The organism is Superficieibacter sp. 1612_C1 (assembly GCF_015234305.1).
GTDB lineage: Bacteria > Pseudomonadota > Gammaproteobacteria > Enterobacterales > Enterobacteriaceae > Superficieibacter.
In genome coordinates, this window is the sequence record NZ_JADGMI010000003.1 from 1 (window position 1) to 19,318 (window position 19,318).

At 46.0% G+C, this 19,318-nt stretch carries 15 protein-coding genes and 4 pseudogenes; 10 read left to right on the top strand and 9 right to left on the bottom strand.

What is annotated here, in order from left to right; all coding sequences use genetic code 11:
* Nucleotides 1-84: 84 nt before the first annotated feature.
* Nucleotides 85-495, bottom strand: a complete 411-nt coding sequence (locus INT84_RS11065; RefSeq protein ID WP_228066183.1) for a LysR family transcriptional regulator — start codon at nt 493-495, stop codon at nt 85-87.
* Between the two features lie 55 nt (nt 496-550).
* Between INT84_RS11065 and INT84_RS11070 the strand changes: the two genes are divergently transcribed.
* The gene (locus INT84_RS11070; protein ID WP_049006371.1) at nt 551-1,864 is read left to right on the top strand and encodes a nucleobase:cation symporter-2 family protein; all 1,314 of its coding nucleotides are present in this window, start codon (nt 551-553) and stop codon (nt 1,862-1,864) included.
* Complete coding sequence (locus INT84_RS11075) at nt 1,857-2,336, top strand: nucleoside deaminase (RefSeq protein ID WP_049006369.1); 480 nt, start codon at nt 1,857-1,859, stop codon at nt 2,334-2,336. Before INT84_RS11070 ends, INT84_RS11075 begins: the two co-directional genes overlap by 8 nt.
* 559 nt (nt 2,337-2,895) lie before the next feature.
* Here INT84_RS11075 and INT84_RS11080 read toward each other — a convergent pair.
* The 4 genes and pseudogenes from INT84_RS11080 to INT84_RS11095 all read right to left on the bottom strand — a co-directional run.
* A pseudogene (locus INT84_RS11080) lies at nt 2,896-3,106 on the bottom strand (Arm DNA-binding domain-containing protein); the annotation flags it as partial.
* 338 nt (nt 3,107-3,444) lie between these two features.
* Nucleotides 3,445-3,769, bottom strand: a pseudogene (locus INT84_RS11085) (cupin domain-containing protein).
* Nucleotides 3,770-3,788: 19 nt separating this feature from the next.
* Entirely contained in the window at nt 3,789-4,313 is a 525-nt protein-coding gene (locus INT84_RS11090; RefSeq protein ID WP_049006364.1) for a DJ-1/PfpI family protein, read from the bottom strand.
* Between the two features lie 73 nt (nt 4,314-4,386).
* A complete protein-coding gene (locus INT84_RS11095) occupies nt 4,387-5,472 on the bottom strand; it encodes a porin (RefSeq protein ID WP_049006362.1) in 1,086 nt (361 codons plus the stop codon).
* A 408-nt stretch (nt 5,473-5,880) separates the two neighbouring features.
* Between INT84_RS11095 and INT84_RS11100 the strand changes: the two genes are divergently transcribed.
* On the top strand, nt 5,881-6,693 hold the full coding sequence (locus tag INT84_RS11100; RefSeq protein ID WP_077259495.1) for a helix-turn-helix domain-containing protein: 813 nt from the start codon (nt 5,881-5,883) through the stop codon (nt 6,691-6,693).
* A 26-nt stretch (nt 6,694-6,719) separates the two neighbouring features.
* On the opposite strand, the gene INT84_RS11105 is transcribed toward INT84_RS11100, so the two are convergent.
* A complete protein-coding gene (locus INT84_RS11105; protein WP_077259494.1) occupies nt 6,720-8,021 on the bottom strand; it encodes a BNR repeat-containing protein in 1,302 nt (433 codons plus the stop codon).
* On the bottom strand, nt 8,018-9,295 hold the full coding sequence (locus INT84_RS11110) for an MFS transporter (RefSeq protein WP_049006357.1): 1,278 nt from the start codon (nt 9,293-9,295) through the stop codon (nt 8,018-8,020). Before INT84_RS11110 ends, INT84_RS11105 begins: the two co-directional genes overlap by 4 nt.
* A gap of 479 nt (nt 9,296-9,774) precedes the next feature.
* On the opposite strand from INT84_RS11110, the pseudogene INT84_RS11115 reads away from it, so the two are divergent.
* Nucleotides 9,775-10,242 (top strand): annotated as a pseudogene (locus INT84_RS11115) (Tn3 family transposase); the annotation flags it as partial.
* 78 nt (nt 10,243-10,320) lie between these two features.
* On the top strand, nt 10,321-11,325 hold the full coding sequence (locus tag INT84_RS11120) for an IS110-like element IS4321 family transposase (protein ID WP_000427623.1): 1,005 nt from the start codon (nt 10,321-10,323) through the stop codon (nt 11,323-11,325).
* 335 nt (nt 11,326-11,660) lie between these two features.
* On the opposite strand, the gene INT84_RS11125 is transcribed toward INT84_RS11120, so the two are convergent.
* Nucleotides 11,661-11,942 carry a sigma-S stabilization anti-adapter protein IraP gene (locus INT84_RS11125; RefSeq protein ID WP_049006354.1) on the bottom strand — a complete coding sequence of 94 codons (282 nt, stop codon included), beginning with the start codon at nt 11,940-11,942 and terminating at the stop codon, nt 11,661-11,663.
* A 188-nt stretch (nt 11,943-12,130) separates the two neighbouring features.
* Nucleotides 12,131-12,928, bottom strand: coding sequence for a (S)-acetoin forming diacetyl reductase (locus tag INT84_RS11130; RefSeq protein WP_049006352.1), 798 nt, complete (start codon nt 12,926-12,928; stop codon nt 12,131-12,133).
* A gap of 407 nt (nt 12,929-13,335) precedes the next feature.
* Between INT84_RS11130 and INT84_RS11135 the strand changes: the two are divergent.
* From INT84_RS11135 to INT84_RS11155, 5 genes and pseudogenes are all read left to right on the top strand, one after another.
* Nucleotides 13,336-14,140: pseudogene (locus INT84_RS11135) on the top strand (IS5 family transposase).
* A gap of 107 nt (nt 14,141-14,247) precedes the next feature.
* Nucleotides 14,248-15,279 carry an IS630 family transposase gene (locus INT84_RS11140; RefSeq protein WP_049006347.1) on the top strand — a complete coding sequence of 344 codons (1,032 nt, stop codon included), beginning with the start codon at nt 14,248-14,250 and terminating at the stop codon, nt 15,277-15,279.
* A gap of 1,138 nt (nt 15,280-16,417) precedes the next feature.
* Nucleotides 16,418-17,368 (top strand): ankyrin repeat domain-containing protein, encoded by a 951-nt coding sequence (locus tag INT84_RS11145; RefSeq protein WP_049006344.1) that lies wholly within the window; start codon nt 16,418-16,420, stop codon nt 17,366-17,368.
* A 195-nt stretch (nt 17,369-17,563) separates the two neighbouring features.
* Nucleotides 17,564-17,953, top strand: a complete 390-nt coding sequence (locus INT84_RS11150) for an ATP-binding protein (protein WP_077259493.1) — start codon at nt 17,564-17,566, stop codon at nt 17,951-17,953.
* On the top strand, nt 17,950-19,173 hold the full coding sequence (locus tag INT84_RS11155; RefSeq protein ID WP_194206865.1) for a relaxase/mobilization nuclease domain-containing protein: 1,224 nt from the start codon (nt 17,950-17,952) through the stop codon (nt 19,171-19,173). Before INT84_RS11150 ends, INT84_RS11155 begins: the two co-directional genes overlap by 4 nt.
* Nucleotides 19,174-19,318 lie beyond the last annotated feature (145 nt).

A 19,318-nucleotide genomic window follows, 5' to 3' on the forward strand; every position in this document is an offset into this window, starting at 1 on the left:
CGATCAACAACCTGTTTGACTGCTTCAATTTTAAACTCTTCGGGATAACGCTTACCGCTCATGGGCACCTCTCTTTAAGCCATCTTAAATGACTCTGAGGTGTCTGTTAAACCCGTGGCGATTCACAATCGTGACGTAAGGAAGTTCAATTGCAAGACTGACATGGCTCTCAATTTGTTGGTTGAATGCTGCCACTCGTTGATCAAAAGCCTGACATCTTTCCAGTATTGTTTTTACATACTCCCAAAGAACCTTCCCTTCTGGAGTAAGTCGCACCTGCCGTGGCGTCCGCTCAAACAAGGTAATGTTGAGTTCAAGCTCCAGATTGCTCATCGCCATATTCACTGAAGACTGGGATTTCTTCATTTGGCGCGCAGCAGAAGAGAAGGAGCCTGATTTGGCTACCTGTTCAAACGTCATAAGTTGTTCCAATGAATATTTCAAAATCCCCCCAGCTTTCAACTTTTTTGAAAATAGCTCACTCACTTGTACCATTTTTTTACTTATAAAGTGAGCGTCCTACTCTTTAAAAGTACGACTGAGGATATTTATGGAAACGTCGATTACAGAAAAAAAAGCTGAAAGCTCGCTGAGTGTCAGGCGAATAGCTTCGCTGGGCTTACAACATGTTCTCGTTATGTACGCAGGTACGGTAACGGTACCCTTAATCCTTGCATCGGTCATAGGCTTATACGGGGCTCAAACGGTTACGCTCGTTAACGCATGCCTGTTGACATCCGGACTCGCCACGCTGCTTCAGTCTGTTGGCATAGGTCGGTTTGGCGGACGACTGCCATTAATCCAGGGATGCTCATTTATCGTTCTGACACCTATGGTGATAATTGGTCAGGAATATGGAATTACTACTATTTTTGGCTCTGCAATCGCGTGTGGATTATTTACTATTCTTATCGCTCCGCTTTTTAGCCGTTTAGTTCGTTTTTTTCCGCCCATTGTGATTGGGTGCATTATTACTATCATTGGCATTTCTCTGATGCCCGCTGCGGCACTCTGGATTGGCGGAGGTAATCCTGATGCGCCTGATTTTGCCAACCTGCCCAACTTATTACTGGGCCTGGCTACCCTGATGATTACATTATTTTTCTATTGTAAAACGCATGGCGTCATCCGAAATTTCAGTATACTTGTGGGCATGCTGGCTGGAACCCTTATCGCTTTTATAGCAGGATTAACCAATTTTGCAGCCGTAAGTCATGCCGCATGGATTGGCATCAGTATGCCTTTTTCTTTTGGCCTACCGGTGTTTTCACCCGTTCCTGTTTTCGTATCCTGTCTGGCAATGATCATTGTCATGACAGAGACAACAGGCAATGTCCTGTTGATAGACAAGCTGATTGGCCGTCCGACGACATCACAACGTCTTGCCGATACGATTCGCGCTGATGGTCTTTCAACAATGGTAGGCGGTTGTTTTAACAGTTTTCCTTACAATGCCTTTTCTCAAAACGCCGGGTTGATCATGCTCACGCGTATCACCAGTCGTCTGGTGCTGGTTGCCGCAGGCGTGATACTTGTTTTACTCGGCCTGTTTCCTAAACTTGGCGCAATTGTTTCTGCTATTCCGCGACCGGTACTGGGCGGTGTTGGCATTTTGATGTTTGGCATGACACTGGCCGCTGGCATCCAGCAACTTAAAGATGTCAGCTTTAAAAATGACAATAATATTATCATTATTGCCGTATCAATAAGCATCGGAGTTATCCCTATGGCTTTCCCGGCATTGTTTAAATCCCTTCCTTCATCGTTAAAACTGCTTTTTGACAGCGGCATTTTTATGGGGGGGCTTACCGCTGTTTTGCTGAATGCATTATTGAACTTTAAAAAAGGAGAAGGAGATGAATAACGCAACGGATATTAGATTTTTGAGAATGTCGAATGAGGTTGCAAAACGTGCTATCGCCTTAGGTAAACACCCTTTCGGTGCAGTGCTGGTTGCTCCCGACAAAGAAACCGTACTTTTAACACAGTGTAATATCGATACCGTTAATCATGCAGAATCGACGCTTGCCCGAATAGCGGCAAGTAATTTTCCTGCTGAATTCCTTTGGGAATGCACCTTATATACTGCGGTTGAGCCATGCTGCATGTGCGCCGGAACCATCTACTGGGCCAATATTGGTCGGGTTGTGTATGGAATGAGTGAAAAGCATCTCTTTGAGTGTACAGGGAATCATGATGAAAATCCGACCATGAGTATTCCTGCATCGTATATTTTTAAGCATGGACAGAAAAAAATTGAACTGACCGGACCGGTTTATGAAATTGAAAAGGAAACACTCAAATTGCAGAAAGAATTTTGGACTGCTCGAAAGTAAATTTTAACGCCATGCAGATTACAGGTATTGTATGTTCCCGGCGTCAGAAAAAAATATCTGCCGTCAACCTTATTTATATACATATAAGGTTGACCTATGTCTATGAAATAAAATGATATTAGCTTATCAACACAGGTCACCAGCCCCCCTTCATTGGGAATAGAAGGTGGTAGTAGAGCTATATTTAACGCCGGTCAGTATAAAAATATAATTGAAGCATTACCATAACTTGAGCAGTACCTGTTTTTTTCTTATTAATTTTTATGTTTGTAACTGGCATTTTTAGTCCAACCATTATCATAATTTATTTGGTTGCGCAGAACATATTTAAGCATACTGGGTTATCAGTTATGGCGTTAGCTGGGACTGCTCCCACAGCTTATTAATTATGCCGAACAGCTAGTTACGTCCACTTCTCGCTGTGAGTTCAATGGGTAAGTGTAATGAAACAATGCTGCCCAGAGGTCCCCCGTGGCTGACGCGTCGATAACCAGATAAATATTGCCAATATCTCGTAAAGGCTATTAACCCAGCTTAGACTTACGGTAGTGTCGGGGGCTATACCTTCACGCTGCTGGCGGGCGTCAGAGAGAGACGGCAAGCCAGGCACCCAGTGCAATACGGGATTCTTTTCCGTTAATACGATACTTGAGATACCAGTAACGGGAGCCGCCCGGCTTGACCAGCAGATACAGTCCGTGGGAATCGGAAGCTTTAAAGGGTTTATCAGAAGCTCTGAGGGTGCGGATTTTCGTATCGGTAAGGGACATATGGGGGCTCGCCATTATCGAACTCACCCAATCCCGGACTTGACCACCCGTTTTGCCCGATGCAGCGGGTAAAATTAACCTACATCGGGAAGCGTTTTCATCTTGGCCTGTTAAATCCATCTCAGACAGGCTTCGTAAAACGGCGTAAACGAAAACGCCCCGATCTTTTGTAAAGATTGGGCGTTGAATCTGGCTCCTCTGACTAGGATCGACTTTGCCTGTGACTCACTAATTATTAAAATAAATCTGGGATCCAACCTTGTCAAAACCACCATAATGACCATTTTTAATGCCAGTGCCAAGTAACACTACTTTAACGTCCGTGGCATGTCAGGCGCTTATGGCAGGAAATCTTCCCGCTGTGGGGTGAAAATGTCGATTAACACCCCCCGCATCCAGGCAAACGCAGCCGTGAAGGATATCCGGCCGTTTATAGAGCGTGTCCCCTGCGCTGACCTCATGGGTTTCATCGCCAATCGTAAAACGAAACCGCCCCGAACGAACATAAGTGAGCTGTTCGTGTGGGTGGCGATGCAGAGGCCCGATAGCACCTTTCTGGAAGGTGACCTCCACTGACATCATTTTCCCACCGTGCGCCAGCACCCGGCGGGAAACGCCATCTGCTACCTGTTCTTCTTCACTTTCGTTATAAAAACAAAACATCACATCCCCCTTATCATGCCTATGAAAATGCCTTTTTCTCATGCAATTTATCAATAATCTGCCGGGTAAATGGTTCGACCACTCCAAGACCGCGTGCGGTGATCAGATTATCATCAACCAGCAGATCCTGTGGTTGATAAATACCGTCTGTAATACCGTACCAGAACGGAGCCGAACAGGTAAATCGCCGCCCCCGAAGCAGCTGATTCGCCGCCAGAATGCGCACGCTGGCGGACGAAATGGCACAGAGAAATTTTCCTGCACGATCGTGCTGGCTGATAACGCTAATTGCCAACGGGTTTTTCGCAATCCTCTCCTCGGACCTTTTTCCACTACAGAGGATCAGCGCATCAAAAAACTGGTCTGAAACGTCACTTAACCGATGGTGGGCTTTGATTCTGCTGCCAAAATAGGCGCTTACTGCCGTGGTTTCTGAACAGGAAATGAGAACGGCATCAATACAGGCGTCTCTGAGTAAGCTATAAACGACAACAGCTTCCGCATCTTCAAAGCCATTATCAATCAGGATCCCGGCTGTGTTCATCGTGTCCTCCTCACAAAATACATCGCAACAATAAAAGCCGAATATCCCTTCCAGCTTTTATTATGGTGAGTAATTAGAAATGATAGGTTAATCCAAAGCCAATAACATCATCATTTTTAATACCGAATTTGGTATTACTGTCGAGCGTATTTATTTTATAGTCAACATAGGTAACCATATTGTCGTTGAAGTAATACATCATGGCCAAATCAACATAGCGGATTAAATCCACTTTACCGGTGCCTTCCACATCCAGTGCTCTGGACCAGAAATAACCGACCTGCGGTTTAATACCGTTATTGAATTGATATCCGGCAACCGCTTCCCAGTTACGGGTTTTATTGGCATAGCCCAGTGATTTTATCGGGGTCAGGTTATGGGTTTCGGCATAAATGGTCGCCAGATACAGCTGCTTACCGGCGTATTTGATCCCACCGCCCCACATGTCCGCATAATCACCTTTACCCAGCGACAGCGCCTGCTGGGCCTCTGTACGCCGTGATGACGAACCCGCGCCGACAATGCTGACGGCATCCGTGGCATGCCAGGTCAGCGACATTCCGTAGCCTTCACCGTTTTGTTTTACTGCTGAACGACTGCTGCCCGTTGCTTCGGAACTGTCGTTAGCTCCCTGGTATTGGACAGCAAAATCAAGACCGTTAATCAGGCCAAAAGTATCGTGATTACGCCATGTCAATAAACCTGTTCCCCTGCCGGTCATAAAATTATCGCCTGCACTAAAGGTCAGGTTGTTAAAAATTGGCGCATAGTCCGTATAGGAGGCCACATCATAATCAATCCCCCAGTTACGGCCATAATCCAGAGAACCGTATGTGTCGGCATTCAACCCGGCATAGGCCAGACGGGTGGCGTTCCCGCTCTGCGCATCGCTGCCGGATTCCGTATGGTTAGCCTGAACGTTCGCCTCCCACTGGGCGTAACCCGCCAGCCATTCATTAATGCGCGTTTTCCCTTTAAAGCCAAAACGAATAAACGTGTTGTCTCCGTTCAATGACGTATCATCACTAAAATAATGTCGGGCATGCACCGCACCCGTAAGTTGCAGCTGATTACCGTCTTTATTATATATTTCAGCGGCAAACAACGGATATGAAATGCTTAATGCGACACCCGCCAGGACGACCTTTCTGATTATCATGTCTATTATTCCAGAATAACACTATGGGTAGTTTAAATTCATCCCGACACGATTCGTGTGCGCAACTGCTAACATCAGAAATCGCACGTGGATTAATTTCACAGAATCTGTTGCTATCACGTATTGCTGACGGAAAGAGATTTTATCAAAGAGCTAAATGGGGAAAAGGCCATGACAATATAACTGTGAAATATATCAATATCATTTGCACTATTACGACAAACTGCGTGTAAAAATGGCATCACCGCACAGCATTGATAATTTTATAAAAATACACCATTTTATGTAATAAAATAATGTTTCATTTCTGTGATAAGCGTCAATTTATCTTTCCTGCGCAAGCCATAGATTATAATCTGTACTTCTTATCTGTCAGCCCCGGCATTCGGGTACTAAAGAGGACTCGTTATGACTCTTGTTCTTCCAAGGGATACGCATTTCCACCATCCTATGGAAAAGGTGGTATTTCATTTCTGGCAGCCGGAGAAAAGCATCAGTCGCGAACATACCCATGAATACTGCGAGCTATTTTTAGTGGAGAATGGAAGCGGCGTACATGTTATCAATGAAAAACCGTATTTATTGACTGCCGGAACGCTGTGCTACCTCAACCGGCGGGACTACCATCTCTTTGAAAATATGAATAATTTAGACCAGGTCAATCTCCTCTATCTGGGTCGCGATCAATTTAATGTCATCAAAGGGATAGACCATTTGCTCCCCTCTGCGGAAGAGACAAATATCTGGCAAATCGATATGCGGATAATGAAGCATGTGATTAGCCGTCTTTCGGCTCATCGTGAAAATGCATACACCGATAAATTTCTCGCCGAGAGTCACAAGGAGATGATTTTTCTTGAAGCGCTGCATATTCTTAACGAATGGCGATACAAGACGCATGATTTTAGTTCCAGCGATGACCGTATTAGTCAGATAATAATCTGGTTAAATAATCACTGGGATAGTCCGCTGAACATTGACGGATTATGTCAGATGTTTGCGATATCGCGCCGTACCCTGCAACGTGGCTTTACTGAATATACCGGAATTTCACCACAACAATATCTTTCCCTGCTTAAACTGTTGCAGGCAAAGTATTGCCTGCAATTTTCTCAGATGACTGTCTCAGAAGTCTCAGCACATTGCGGCTTTACGGATATCAGCTATTTTTCACGTCTGTTCCGTAAGCAGTTCGGTATTTCGCCGAATCAATGCCAGTAACCCGTCGCAATGACGGGTTTTCCTGTTTACTCGACCCCGGTATCAATCAGTTCCAGCTGCGTTGCCCCGACCTCGTCGGTGTGGGGAACATCGCGAAAAATGGGCAGCGCTTCCCAGCGTAGCCAATAGCGACGCTGTTCATGTCCGTCACTGTCCATCGCGGCTACCAGCTGGACCTCCGCGTCCGGATGAATAAGCTGGCGGGACTGGCGTTGCTTATTGCACAGGGTCGGGGCAACTGCCTTACTGGCAATGACCTCCAGCGTTTCCTCATCAATGACCCACACCCCCTGTCCGGCGCTCACCGCCTGCCATTCAACCTCCAGCCGGGCGTGGCCCACCGGACGTGGTGCACAGAGGATCACGTCCGGTGGAATGGAACCGGGACCACGGAAGTCCCAGCGAAAATCCCACCGGCTGATTTGCGTTTTCAGCCATGCGCCTTTGCCGTCCGGTCTTGCCAGCCAGGCCTGCGAATAACCGTGCTCATCGTAGCGATGGAAAATAAGCACCGGCCGCCCCTGGTTATCAAACCCCACTTCCTGAACCATATTGATCAGTCCCTCTTCCGGTGCGGCAGGGTCAACGATTTCCCCCACCGAACGTGAAATCGGTAGCGTCAGTGACTTACCGGCAGAGGTTTCCCAGTGCAGCAGATCCCGACTGCGGGCATACGACAAATTGTTGTTGGTCTCACAGTGCGGCGTTTCTCTCCACATCCAGATCATGTGCCAGTATCCGTCTGGCCCGGCCACTGGCGGCCTGGCATAGCCGTTACGCTCCCCTTCGCCATTAAGTAACGGCGTTTCCAGCAAACGCTGCCACCTTTGGTTTTGAGCATCCCAGCGGTTATAAATATCATCACCATTGCCGCTGCATCCGTCGCGGTAACGAAACAGCAATTGCCCGTCGCAGTCTTTAAAAAACAGGGGGTATGTCGCGCGATTTTCCCGTTCGCCTACCATCGATAACACTGGCTGTATTGAGAAGATATCCAGTGGCATTTTCGAGCGATAATAAATTAACGGATCAACATGCATGTTCCCGGATAAATGAATATACCCTTCGGCATCAATAGCCAGCGTCAGGTAATTATGTGAATCATAATCCGTAATATTTGAATAGCGATTGCGTTCATCAATCCAGAAGCCTTCCGGCTGGAACGACACCCACTTTTCACTTAGCGGTTCTCGACAGCCAATGGTAATACGGTGCGCCGGGTCATACCATGCCGCAAACAAATATTCCTCATGCGTAACCAGGCAATACAGAACTGTAAAATCTGCACATGCCTCACCTATTAGCGAGGGAATAACATCTTGTTTCATAAACTATGCTCCTGATGGACTAATGTGTTTTTCCTGGATAAAAAATAGACTGCAAGAATAATGGCACCCAGCGGGTGAAGTAGTGCGCCCGCGTAAATCGGGACGGAATAGCCAAAGTGGTCTATAATCGTGCCCACAAAGCCATTGAAAATAATGGAACTGATGCCCCCAAGCGCACTCATAATACCGATTGCAGTGGCAATGGCGATTCGGGGTGCAAGGCCACCCATCATGATAGTCGCCATGCTAAGCCATGCCGTACACATGAAATTGATAACCGTCATAATGCCGGTGGCGGCAATGTCATTGGTGACTGAGGGCAAAAGAAAGACAAGGGGGCAGAGGCAGGTCACCGACCAGATAATGATAAGTCGGGCACGCGTTGGCTCGACGCCGCGCGCCACCAGGCGGTCCGAAACCTTGCACGCCACCAGCACGCCAAACACGGCGGCAAGCGGGGGGAACCACATCAACTCCCCGACACGGGATAAGGAGAGCCCCAGTTTTTCCTGCATAAAACCAACCTGCCAGTACTGATAGAAAAACCAGAACGGGTCTGTCAACAGGCGGGCAAAAATCAACACCCAGATAGGCTTAGAGGTCAGCACCAGTCGGTAGCGTTGTGCCATTGTAATATGGGTATCCGCGAGTTTCACGGGCTCACTGCCCACCGCAACCGGCGGGCGACGGCTGGCCATAAACCACAGAAAACCGATAATGACCCCGGCACAGGCCGGAATGAAGAACGCCCAGCGCCAGCCAGTAGAGAGGGTAATCCAGGCGACAAACGGCGGTGCAATAATGAGTCCCAGCGACTGGATAATATTGGTTAACTGAAAGGCAAAGGCCCGCTGTTCGGCTTTAAACCAGGTAAATACCGCCAGGGTTAATGCTGGCACAATACCGGATTCAGCCATGCCTAATAATACCCTCCCGGCCAGCAAGCCACTGAGTGATGTGGCAAGCCCGGTAATTAATGTGGCAGCAGCCATTAATACCATCAGCCCCGTAATCACAAATCGACTGCCATATCTGTCGACCAGTACGCCTGAGAAAAAATACATAATGGTATAAGGCAGCATAAACGCCGTTATCAGTAATGAATAATCAGTATTGCTGACATGCATTTCATGCATCAGGGTGGTTTTCAGAATGGAAACGATTTGTCTGTCAAAGGAAAAGAAGAAGAGCACACAACCCAACAATACCAACAGTATTGCTACCGGAAGGTCGAATTGCCTTATTTTTTGTAGTGACGCCGTGCTGCTATTCATAGCTACTCCACATTAAGTTTTAGGGCTCGGTAATAACAGTGGAGAGTATATTGAGTGGGAACGCGCTGTAATCTTCCCGCTGCGCGCTATGTGAATAAGGTCATTATCATTTGAAGATTCACGACAAAATTCTTCTGCGGCTGGCATTTTTGTGAAAAGAACCAGGACAGAGTTAGAATTTACTTAAAAGAAGTGTCAGTCCATAGCATCAATCTATAACCAACCTGCCACGGGCCTGGCACAGGTCATGAAAGTCTACCGGGATGTGCGTTTCATCTTTAAAGAATGGTTGATATTTCGTCAAAATGGGATACCTCATTCAGGGTAGCGCAGTATGGCGTTGAGGCCTGAAGGCATAAAAGCACGATTTGCTAAAATCATCTTCTATCGTACCCGTTTCCGGATGCAGAACTGTTCAAATCACTTCCATGAATGGGGTCGTGTATACTTGCCTCACTCAATGATAAACGCATCCGCTTTATCCGAAACAAAATGGTCTGGCAAAGGCACTGAGGGAGATCGGGCGTATAGAAAGATCATTGTTTATGCTGGATTGGTTCCGGGATCCTTCCCTGCGCCGGCGCGTACAAGCGGGGTTGAATAAAGGTGAGGCCCGCAATGCCCTGGCGCGAGCAGTCTTTATGCACCGACTGGGGGAAATCAGAGATCGGGGACTGGAAAACCAGAACTACCGGACCAGTGGGCTGACGTTGCTGACTGCGGCGATCTCACTTTGGAATACGGTATATATAGAAAGAGCCATAGATTCTCTGAAACGGAAAGATATCCTGCTAAATCAACATCTTATTTCTCATCTTTTTCCGCTCGGATGGGAGCACATAAATCTGAGTGGGGATTACGTCTGCCGAAAGAACCTCAAGTTGAGACAAGGTAAATACCGCACATTACGCTCAGTGGATAGCAGTCTGTACAAAAAAGAGTTTTAGCGTAGGATATTTAATGAGATGGTCACTCCCTCCTTCCCGGTACTATGCTGAGGACAGGCTTTCATTCGGAGAACTATCATGGAAAACATTGCGCTCATTGGTATCGATCTGGGTAAAAACTCTTTCCATATTCATTGCCAGGATCGTCGCGGGAAGGCTGTTTACCGTAAAAAATTTACCCGGCCAAAGTTGATCGAATTTTTGGCGACATGCCCCGCTACAACCATCGCAATGGAAGCCTGTGGCGGTTCTCACTTTATGGCACGCAAGTTGGAAGAGTTGGGGCATTCCCCAAAGCTGATATCACCACAATTTGTCCGCCCGTTCGTTAAAAGCAATAAAAACGACTTTGTCGACGCCGAAGCTATTTGTGAAGCTGCATCGCGTCCGTCTATGCGTTTTGTGCAGCCCAGAACGGAATCTCAGCAGGCAATGCGGGCTCTGCATCGTGTCCGTGAATCCCTGGTTCAGGATAAGGTAAAAACAACCAATCAAATGCATGCTTTTCTGCTGGAATTTGGCATTAGCGTTCCCCGAGGAGCTGCCGTTATTAGCCGACTGAGTACCATTCTTGAGGATAATAGTTTGCCTCTTTACCTCAGCCAGTTATTGCTGAAATTACAACAGCATTATCACTATCTTGTTGAGCAGATTAAAGATTTGGAATCCCAGTTGAAACGAAAGTTGGACGAAGATGAGGTTGGACAGCGCTTGCTGAGCATTCCCTGCGTCGGAACACTGACAGCGAGTACTATTTCAACTGAGATTGGCGACGGGAAGCAGTACGCCAGCAGCCGTGACTTTGCGGCGGCAACAGGGCTTGTACCTCGGCAGTACAGCACGGGAGGTAGGACGACATTGCTGGGAATTAGTAAGCGAGGTAATAAAAAGATCCGAACTTTGTTGGTTCAATGTGCCAGGGTATTCATACAAAAACTGGAACACCAGTCTGGCAAATTGGCCGATTGGGTCAGGGATTTACTGTGCCGGAAAAGCAACTTTGTCGTCACTTGTGCTCTGGCAAACAAGCTGGCCAGAATAGCCTGGGCCCTAACGGCACGACAGCAAACTTATGTAGCATAACGGCAGAAATACACCGGTTTAAAGAATTACTGATCTGGTTTTGCGAATACTGATATTGATGATACTAACGGCCCACCGGCCTGTTGAGGAACCTGTAAAACGGAAAGGCTCATTGAAGCCGTATATTTTCTGGAGGTTCATCAGGCGCGGAACTCATCAAGGCGCGGGAATAAAATCCCATTCAGACGCCGGATAGATTCAAGCAAGCCAACTTGTCGTCAAAATCGGTGTTGCAAAAACGGGAGTGACCATAGATACCGTTTTCCAAGCGGACCCCTTTATTGTCAGTGTCAGCTTGATACCAGTAGAGGATAATTCCGTCGCGCTATCCCAGTTCATTTCCCCAGGGAGACAGGAAAAATCAGCTTTCTGCTGAGTAGCCTATCAATAGCCATACGCAGCAACTGGATTTCGGTGTTTGTCGTTTCGTTTTCAGATGAAATTTTTTCAAATGTAGCGTAAATGTCTTCTCGAATACGGCTTTTACTCTGTTCATCGAGATGGGCATACATCACCTGAAAAACCATGGACACGACATTCAGCTGGACCATACAAGCTCTGCTTGATACATCTGCTTCAGCCATCTTCTCCAGTAAATCAGCAAGCAATGCTTTCATGAGTTCTCCAGAACAGACAGGCTTTAATGGTTTCCTTTATTCATAACATAATTACCCCATCCTGCTGCAATAACCGCTTTATCGGAATCCTTCACCATTTACGACTTGAAGCGGTCACATGAGGAGGCGCATGGGGTTGTAAATGACAATAGCGGGATTACCTTCGTGCAATCCCGTATAGATGCTGATCAGTTAAATACCATTCCACCATCAATAATGAGCGCCTGACCTGTCATATAATCTGAATCGACACTGGCCAGATAGGAAACACATGCGGCAACATCCTCTGATTCAGAGATGCGTCCGAGGGCAACATTTTTCGCCCACTGCTGAAGGCCCCATTCCAGGGACTGGCCATTTTCATCCGCGACTTTTTGTGCAATACCATTCATCATAGGGGTGCGAACAATTCCCGGGCAATAAGCGTTCACAGTAATCCCAAATTTCGCCAGATCTTTTGCAGCTGTCTGGGTTATACCGCGAACAGCAAACTTTGTAGCGCCGTAGACAGCCAGGTCAGGGTTACCCACCTGTCCTGCCTGAGATGAAGCATTGATTATCTTACCGATAATATCCCCCGTTTTTGCCGGAGTACGCTGCTTAAAGTACTTCACAGCGGCCTGAATACCCCAGTACACACCTCCTACGTTAACATCAAAGACTTTATGGTAAATTTCTGGAGTAATTTCCTCAATTGGTGTCGTTGGGCCAAGACCGGCATTATTAACCATAACATCCAGGCGGCCAAACTTTGCAACGACCTTATCCACCGCCGCAAAAACTTGTTCGCGATCTGCGACATCCGCAGCTACTGCCAGTGCTTTGCCACCCATTTCTTCAATAAGCTTCACCGTTTCATGTGCCGTTTCGCTATTGAAGTCCAGACTACCGATACTAAATCCATCTTTCGCCAGACGGAGAGCGATTGCTCTGCCAATTCCTTGCCCCGCACCAGTAACAACAGCTACTTTATGTTCTGTACTCATCGTTTCCCCTCTTTGGACTCGTTTCAGATATATCGAGTTCATAGTAATCCAATATCAATATATGTACATTGGCTTTTATTATCAGTGCATAGTTTTTTTCGATTAGAAACAAATCATCTAATATATACATTATCGTTCGGCTCAGGAGGGGCTGTGAGCCAGTTGGAAAAAAATAAGTGAAAAGACTCCATTGGGACAGTTTCATGAGGGAGAAGAGACAGTATATAAAATATCGCAATTTGCTTAATTCTCAGTAAATTGAGCTGCATAAGTTTTTGGCAAATGGTGACAGGGCAAATACCGCACATTACGCTCAATGGATAGTAGTCTGTTCAAAAAACAGACTTAGAACCTATCCCAAAAGGACTTGTCGGATAATAAATGATGGCAATTTCTGAGAGCAAAATATGGCGGGCAACAAGTGGCAGATCAGCGATGAACTCTGGGAGAAAATGGCTCCACTCATCCCGGAGCATGAAACTCAGCACCCACTGGGGACGCATCGTAAACGCGTTGATAATCGGGCTGCGATGAATGCCATTTTCTTTGTCCTCCGGACCGGTTGCCAGTGGAATGCCCTGAACGCCACCGGGATATGTTCATCGAGTTCTGCACACCGACGCTTCCAGGAATGGCGCGATGCAGGTGTTTTCGAGCGCTTCTGGCAGAACGGTTTGCTTGCCTGCAGGCATCTGGACGGCAATGACTGGTCCTGGCTGTCGATAGACGGCTGTATGACCAAATCGCCGCTGTCAGGAACAAAAAAACAGGCCGTAATCCCACGGACAGAGGGAAACAGGGAGTAAAGCGCAGTCTGATGACAGATGCCAACGGGCTTCCTCTGTCACTGGTTGTTGCAGCAGCAAACACGCATGACATCAAACTGGTTGCGGATACGCTCGATGCCCTTCAGACGGGACGTCCGGGGGGAAGACTCAGGCTCTGCCTGGACAAAGGTTACGAAGCTGGCTGGCTAAAAACGTATCTACAGAGCCGCCGTTACGAACCGCATATCCAGTCACGTAAAGAGGAGTCTGACGCCAGTAAAAACACAGACTTCAAAGCCCATCGCTGGGTCGTCGAGAGGACTCATAGCTGGATGAATCGCTTTCGCCGGGTTCTGACCCGATGGGAAAAAAAGGCCGAAAATTACGAGGCATGTTGCATTTTGCCTGTGGTCTTATCGTCTGGAATAAAGTCCTACTGGGATAGGTTCTAAATAGCTGCGCGGAATAGTAGATCACTTTGAGGGAACTCAGCCCGGATTGTGCGATCTGATCAATCGCCAAATCAAAACAAATCACCCACCGGACTGAGCAATGCCGAGCATAGCACCTATTCCCCGTGACGAACGACGCCTGATGCAGAAAGCAATCCATAAAACGCACGATAAAAATTATGCCCGCAGGCTGACTGCCATGCTGATGCTGCATCGGGGTGACCGCGTCAGCGACGTTGCCAGAACGCTCTGTTGTGCCCGTTCCTCTGTCGGACGCTGGAGTAACTGGTTCACGCTGTCGGGTGTTGCAGGACTGAAATCATTACCTGCCGGACGAGCCCGTCGCTGGCCTTTTGAGCATATCTGCACGTTATTACGTAAGCTGGTAAAACATGCTCCCGGCGATTTTGGCTACCAGCGCTCACGCTGGAGCACAGAACTTCTGACAATAAAAATCAATGAGATAACCGGCTGCCAGATACATGCCGGAGCTGTTCGCCGCTGGTTGCCGTCTACGGGGCTTATGTGGCGAAGGGCCGCGCCAACTCTGCGTATCCGTGACCCACACAGGGATGAAAAGATGGCGGCAATCCACAAAGCACTGGACAAATGCAGCGCAGAGCATCCGGTATTTTATGACGATGAGGTAGATATCCATCTTAATCCCAAAATCGGTGCGGACTGGCAGCTACGCGGGCAGCAAAAACGCGTGGTGACGCCGGGACAGAACGAAAAATACTATCTGGCCGGAGCACTGCACTGCGGAACGGGTAAAGTCAGCTACGTGGGAGGTAACAGCAAAAGTTCGGCGCTGTTCATCAGCCTGCTGAAGCGGCTTAAAGCGACGTACCGGCGGGCGAAAACCATCACGCTAATCGTGGACAACTACATTATCCACAAAAGCCGGGAAACGCAGCGCTGGCTGAAGGAGAACCCGAAGTTCAGGGTCATTTATCAACCGGTTTACTCGCCATGGGTGAATCACGTGGAACGGCTATGGCAGGCGCTTTACGACACAATAACGCGCAATCATCAGTGCCGCTCAATGTGGCAATTGTTGAAAAAAGTTCGCCATTTTATGGAAACCGTCAGCCCGTTTCCCGCAGGCAACCATGGGCTGACAAAAGTGTAGCGGTATTAGGCGCAGCTATTTAAACAATATATATGATTTTTATCAATTGATTAGGCTAGTTCAACATATGCCGGTGCTATCTGAAACCTTACCTGACTTTCCCGCTGAAGAATCCTAAGAGGCTCCAGGGATTCCGGTGTTCCGAGGAATCATCATGGCGAAAATTAAGCTCGCTAAGTCCGCTATCCAGGCACAGGCCGTTGAACTGCCGGATATGCTAGTGCCCGGCTTACTGCGCAAAATTACCCCAGAGGGTCGCGAGATGTGTACGCCTAAGACTCAATCAAGCTAACGCAAGTCTGAGAACCGAGTTTTGCTCATGGTAATCTTTTCTGAAAATTTAGCCTGTGTTGGGAAAATACTAATAACGAATAATTCATTTTGAATGATAACTTGCAAAGTTAATAACAGAACATAACCCAACCTTAAAAAAAGATCCCATCCACCCTTTCAAGATAATGACACTCCCTTCTCCAAATGATTATGAAATGTAACTAAAATGAATAAGCATAAATATAAAGAGCATTTTTTGCTAAAATTTATTTTTTCTATATAAAACATTATATTAAATTAATTAAATAAAAAGAAAACGCTTGCTTATTTTTATTATTAAAAAATAAACTTGATTAATGTTTATTTAATAATATATATTCATTCCATCAAACAATAAAGGAGAATAAAAATGAAAAAACAAAACTACCCAACTCTGACAAACTATCTCGCCAAAACAAATAAAAATGTAGACCTCTACAGGTTGTACAACCCTCATTTCTCTCTATTCGGTAAAACGTGCAATGAAGAACAGATTTTTTACTGTTGTTACTTCTCCAGGCATATGATCACCGAGAGAAATATCCTAACCCTATTTTCAATCCACACCTTTCTCTTTTATAACATAAGTAAGAAGGAAACGATAAAATCATTCTCTAATTTTCTCAAGTATGCCAACCATGACGTATTCAATAATGCATTCAAGTTTCGTGGGTGCAACATTATTTACCAAAACAAGAAGAGAGAAGTTAAAGAGATATCATGGTTTTCCTTTTCACGGATCTATGACGATATCGTAAAAATAAAAGAATATGGCACCAATCACAATAACTTTATAAAATTAGTCGCTTAACTAAGGAGAACACTTATGAATAACTATACCACACTTAATTTATTATTCAGTGAAACCAAAAAAGACGTCCAAAATTGTATTGCAGCTGGCATTAATGTCAACTCAACGCTGTACGAGAATGGAAATGCACTTTTCTATAACCATCATTTTAATGCGATTAAGGCCATGATCGAAGCCGGGATAGATCTGAACTATATCAATCACTTTGGAAATAATGCTTTATTTAATTATAACACACCTAAAATCCTCAGACTCCTGATTGATTCTGGCATTAACATTCACCAAACCAATCAAATGGGAGATAATTGTCTCGCCAGTCATTGGAGGAATGTAGAGTGCATGAAAATCCTCACTGACGCTGGTATTAATATCCACAATAAGGATAGTAATGGACAAACCATTCTTCATAAAACATATGATAATGACAGCTTTGATTACATGGTAAATGCAGGTTGCGATATTAATCACAGGGACAGTAATGGTTTGGCTCCATTGGATTTGACAGGTAAATCAGGAAAGGAATATGACTTTATAGTAGCAGCTCTTGCTCGCCACATAGATAAAATCGATACTCTCCCAACACTTTTTAAGCATTTATCTGTTGAATCGTTACCTCTGATAGCTTTACTTCATAAAAAAGGCCTCCAATTTACCATTACTCAGCAATGCACTTTTACACTCTATGTAAGAGAAATGAAAGAATTCTTTACCGAGTTGAAGAAGTATACAAATATCAGTCACATTAATTTTTACAATCTTGGTAATCAAGAACACATTGGCACCTATACTGGTATTGAGAGAGTGAAATGGTTTATTCGTAATGATATCAGAATTGACGACGATATACTGAGACAGCGTGCTGACTCTGATAAGATCTTTGATTATATCGCAGGCAGAGAGAACAAAGACCTATTCAAAATTATGAAGCCAGAACTCAAACTTAATCCTAAGCGAAGACGAATTTGATAACTTAACTTTCTATCCTGCCTGACTAAATTTCAATACATGACAAGCAACCTAATAAATTATTCCGAGTAAGCTATTCAACCGAAGGCTTTCTCATTTTATTTCTGCTAATAGCATAATTATATTTCCTGATATCTATTGACTTATTTATATTATCCGTTATCTGTAGTAATAACACATAATGTAAGGATAACTATGGATAATGACATAACAAAATCATCAAAGCGAGGGAAATTTAATCCTGCAAAATTACCACGTACTGAAATACGAACCCACTGCATCAGCGTCAGATTAAATGAAGAAGAATTGTCCATTCTTAACAATAAAAGAGGACCATATAAAAAAGGGGAATGGCTACGAATGGCGTCCCTCAACAAACTCCCGCCAGTATTGCCCGAAATAAATCGGGTAGCCTGGACTGAACTTGGAAGACTTGCACAGGGTTTAAATCACCTGCTGACTCCCCTCGACAGCAAAAGCCCTCACAGCGAACTCACACGTACAGAACTTTTTGCCCTGCGCAGACAAATCAAAACTCTTCGCGATCACCTTATTCCTTCAACGTTTCTGGAGCAAGACAAGTGAAAGGCATGCAGAAAATAAAACGGGGTAAACAGTTTGCTGGCGTGGTTCTCTATAGCCTGAAGTCAGGCCCTTACCACAAAATCACTCCTTATGTCGTTGGCGGCAACATGACGGGCAGCACTGCTGCTGAACTTATCAGTGAGTTTGAACACACCAGGCAGCTACGACCTGATGTTGCCAGACCCGTCTGGCATAATTCACTTCGTCTCCCGAAAGGAGAAATACTCTCCGTCAGAAAGTGGGCCGCATTTGCCGACGATTATATGACCCGGATGGGATTCACGGAAACACACCTGCGTTGTTATATCCTGCATGACGATACCGACGGGCAGCATATCCATATTATTGCCAGTCGCATTAACCTTGTCGGTGGAAAGCTGTACCTGGGAAAAAATGAAAATCTTATCAGCACCCGGATTATCAGCGAGCTGGAACGCGTGCACGGACTCACTGAAACGACACCCGCCACAGGCAGTCGTCGCAGGGATAAAAGTAAGCCTTCCCGCAATGAGCTGAAGATGGCTGAACGAACGGCAACGCCCTGCCCCAGGTCTGCCCTGCAGGGGCTGATTGATAATGCCTTAACTGACCGCCCCGATTTACTGACCTTTGTCCGGCAGCTGCAACAGGCTGGCGTGACCTGCAAACCCGGTATCGCGTCGACGGGAAAAATGAACGGGTTCTCTTTTCTGTACCAGGGCATTGCCTTTAAAGCCTCTCAGCTCGGTAAAAAGTATGGCTGGTCTTCCCTGCAAACGCTGATTGATTTCGTGCCGGAACATCTGACTTTACTGAAACAGGTACAAAAGCCAACAGTACCTGCATCAGCGCCAGTGCCAGCATACGAACCTGAAGAACAGGCGGTAAACCGGGAAACCATTCTGGAGAAAATCCTTCAGCTTGAAGAAAAAATTCGTCTGGAAAGGCAACAGGAGACAGTGGGTATCATCCAGCTCAGGAGCAAACTGCACAATACAGCCCGTCAGATACCCCGCCAGCGTCGTCTGCATGCCTGGCTTGTCGTGCTCAGCCATCTTGTGGTGCTTCTCAGGCGCATGGGCCTGTCTCTGTTGCATGACACAGCACACCCTTTCCACCAGATTCTGCACCTGCACCTTCTGACACCGAATTATTTCAGGGAAAAAACTCCCCTTAAGGAACAATCAGTTAGAAAAAACCACTCTCGCCAGCCACAAATTAACTATCCCACAATTCAATGATAGTCAATGAATTATTGATCGTTTTTATAGATCAATAATTTATTTACAATAGTTTATAACTATCACAAGACAATCATCGATCGGTACAAGCAATTTTACTAAAGCGATTCCTTCATCGAAAATGCTCAAAAAGACATCACCTTAA

Excerpts from the sequence above, each read along its gene's own strand:
- INT84_RS11065 (WP_228066183.1), bottom strand. The coding sequence starts at position 495 with ATGGTACAAGTGAGTGAGCTATTTTCAAAAAAGTTGAAAGCTGGGGGG.
- INT84_RS11070 (WP_049006371.1), top strand. The coding sequence starts at position 551 with ATGGAAACGTCGATTACAGAAAAAAAAGCTGAAAGCTCGCTGAGTGTC.
- INT84_RS11075 (WP_049006369.1), top strand. The coding sequence starts at position 1,857 with ATGAATAACGCAACGGATATTAGATTTTTGAGAATGTCGAATGAGGTT.
- INT84_RS11090 (WP_049006364.1), bottom strand. The coding sequence starts at position 4,313 with ATGAACACAGCCGGGATCCTGATTGATAATGGCTTTGAAGATGCGGAA.
- INT84_RS11095 (WP_049006362.1), bottom strand. The coding sequence starts at position 5,472 with ATGATAATCAGAAAGGTCGTCCTGGCGGGTGTCGCATTAAGCATTTCA.
- INT84_RS11100 (WP_077259495.1), top strand. The coding sequence starts at position 5,881 with ATGACTCTTGTTCTTCCAAGGGATACGCATTTCCACCATCCTATGGAA.
- INT84_RS11105 (WP_077259494.1), bottom strand. The coding sequence starts at position 8,021 with ATGAAACAAGATGTTATTCCCTCGCTAATAGGTGAGGCATGTGCAGAT.
- INT84_RS11110 (WP_049006357.1), bottom strand. The coding sequence starts at position 9,295 with ATGAATAGCAGCACGGCGTCACTACAAAAAATAAGGCAATTCGACCTT.
- INT84_RS11120 (WP_000427623.1), top strand. The coding sequence starts at position 10,321 with ATGGAAAACATTGCGCTCATTGGTATCGATCTGGGTAAAAACTCTTTC.
- INT84_RS11125 (WP_049006354.1), bottom strand. The coding sequence starts at position 11,942 with ATGAAAGCATTGCTTGCTGATTTACTGGAGAAGATGGCTGAAGCAGAT.
- INT84_RS11130 (WP_049006352.1), bottom strand. The coding sequence starts at position 12,928 with ATGAGTACAGAACATAAAGTAGCTGTTGTTACTGGTGCGGGGCAAGGA.
- INT84_RS11140 (WP_049006347.1), top strand. The coding sequence starts at position 14,248 with ATGCCGAGCATAGCACCTATTCCCCGTGACGAACGACGCCTGATGCAG.
- INT84_RS11145 (WP_049006344.1), top strand. The coding sequence starts at position 16,418 with ATGAATAACTATACCACACTTAATTTATTATTCAGTGAAACCAAAAAA.
- INT84_RS11150 (WP_077259493.1), top strand. The coding sequence starts at position 17,564 with ATGGATAATGACATAACAAAATCATCAAAGCGAGGGAAATTTAATCCT.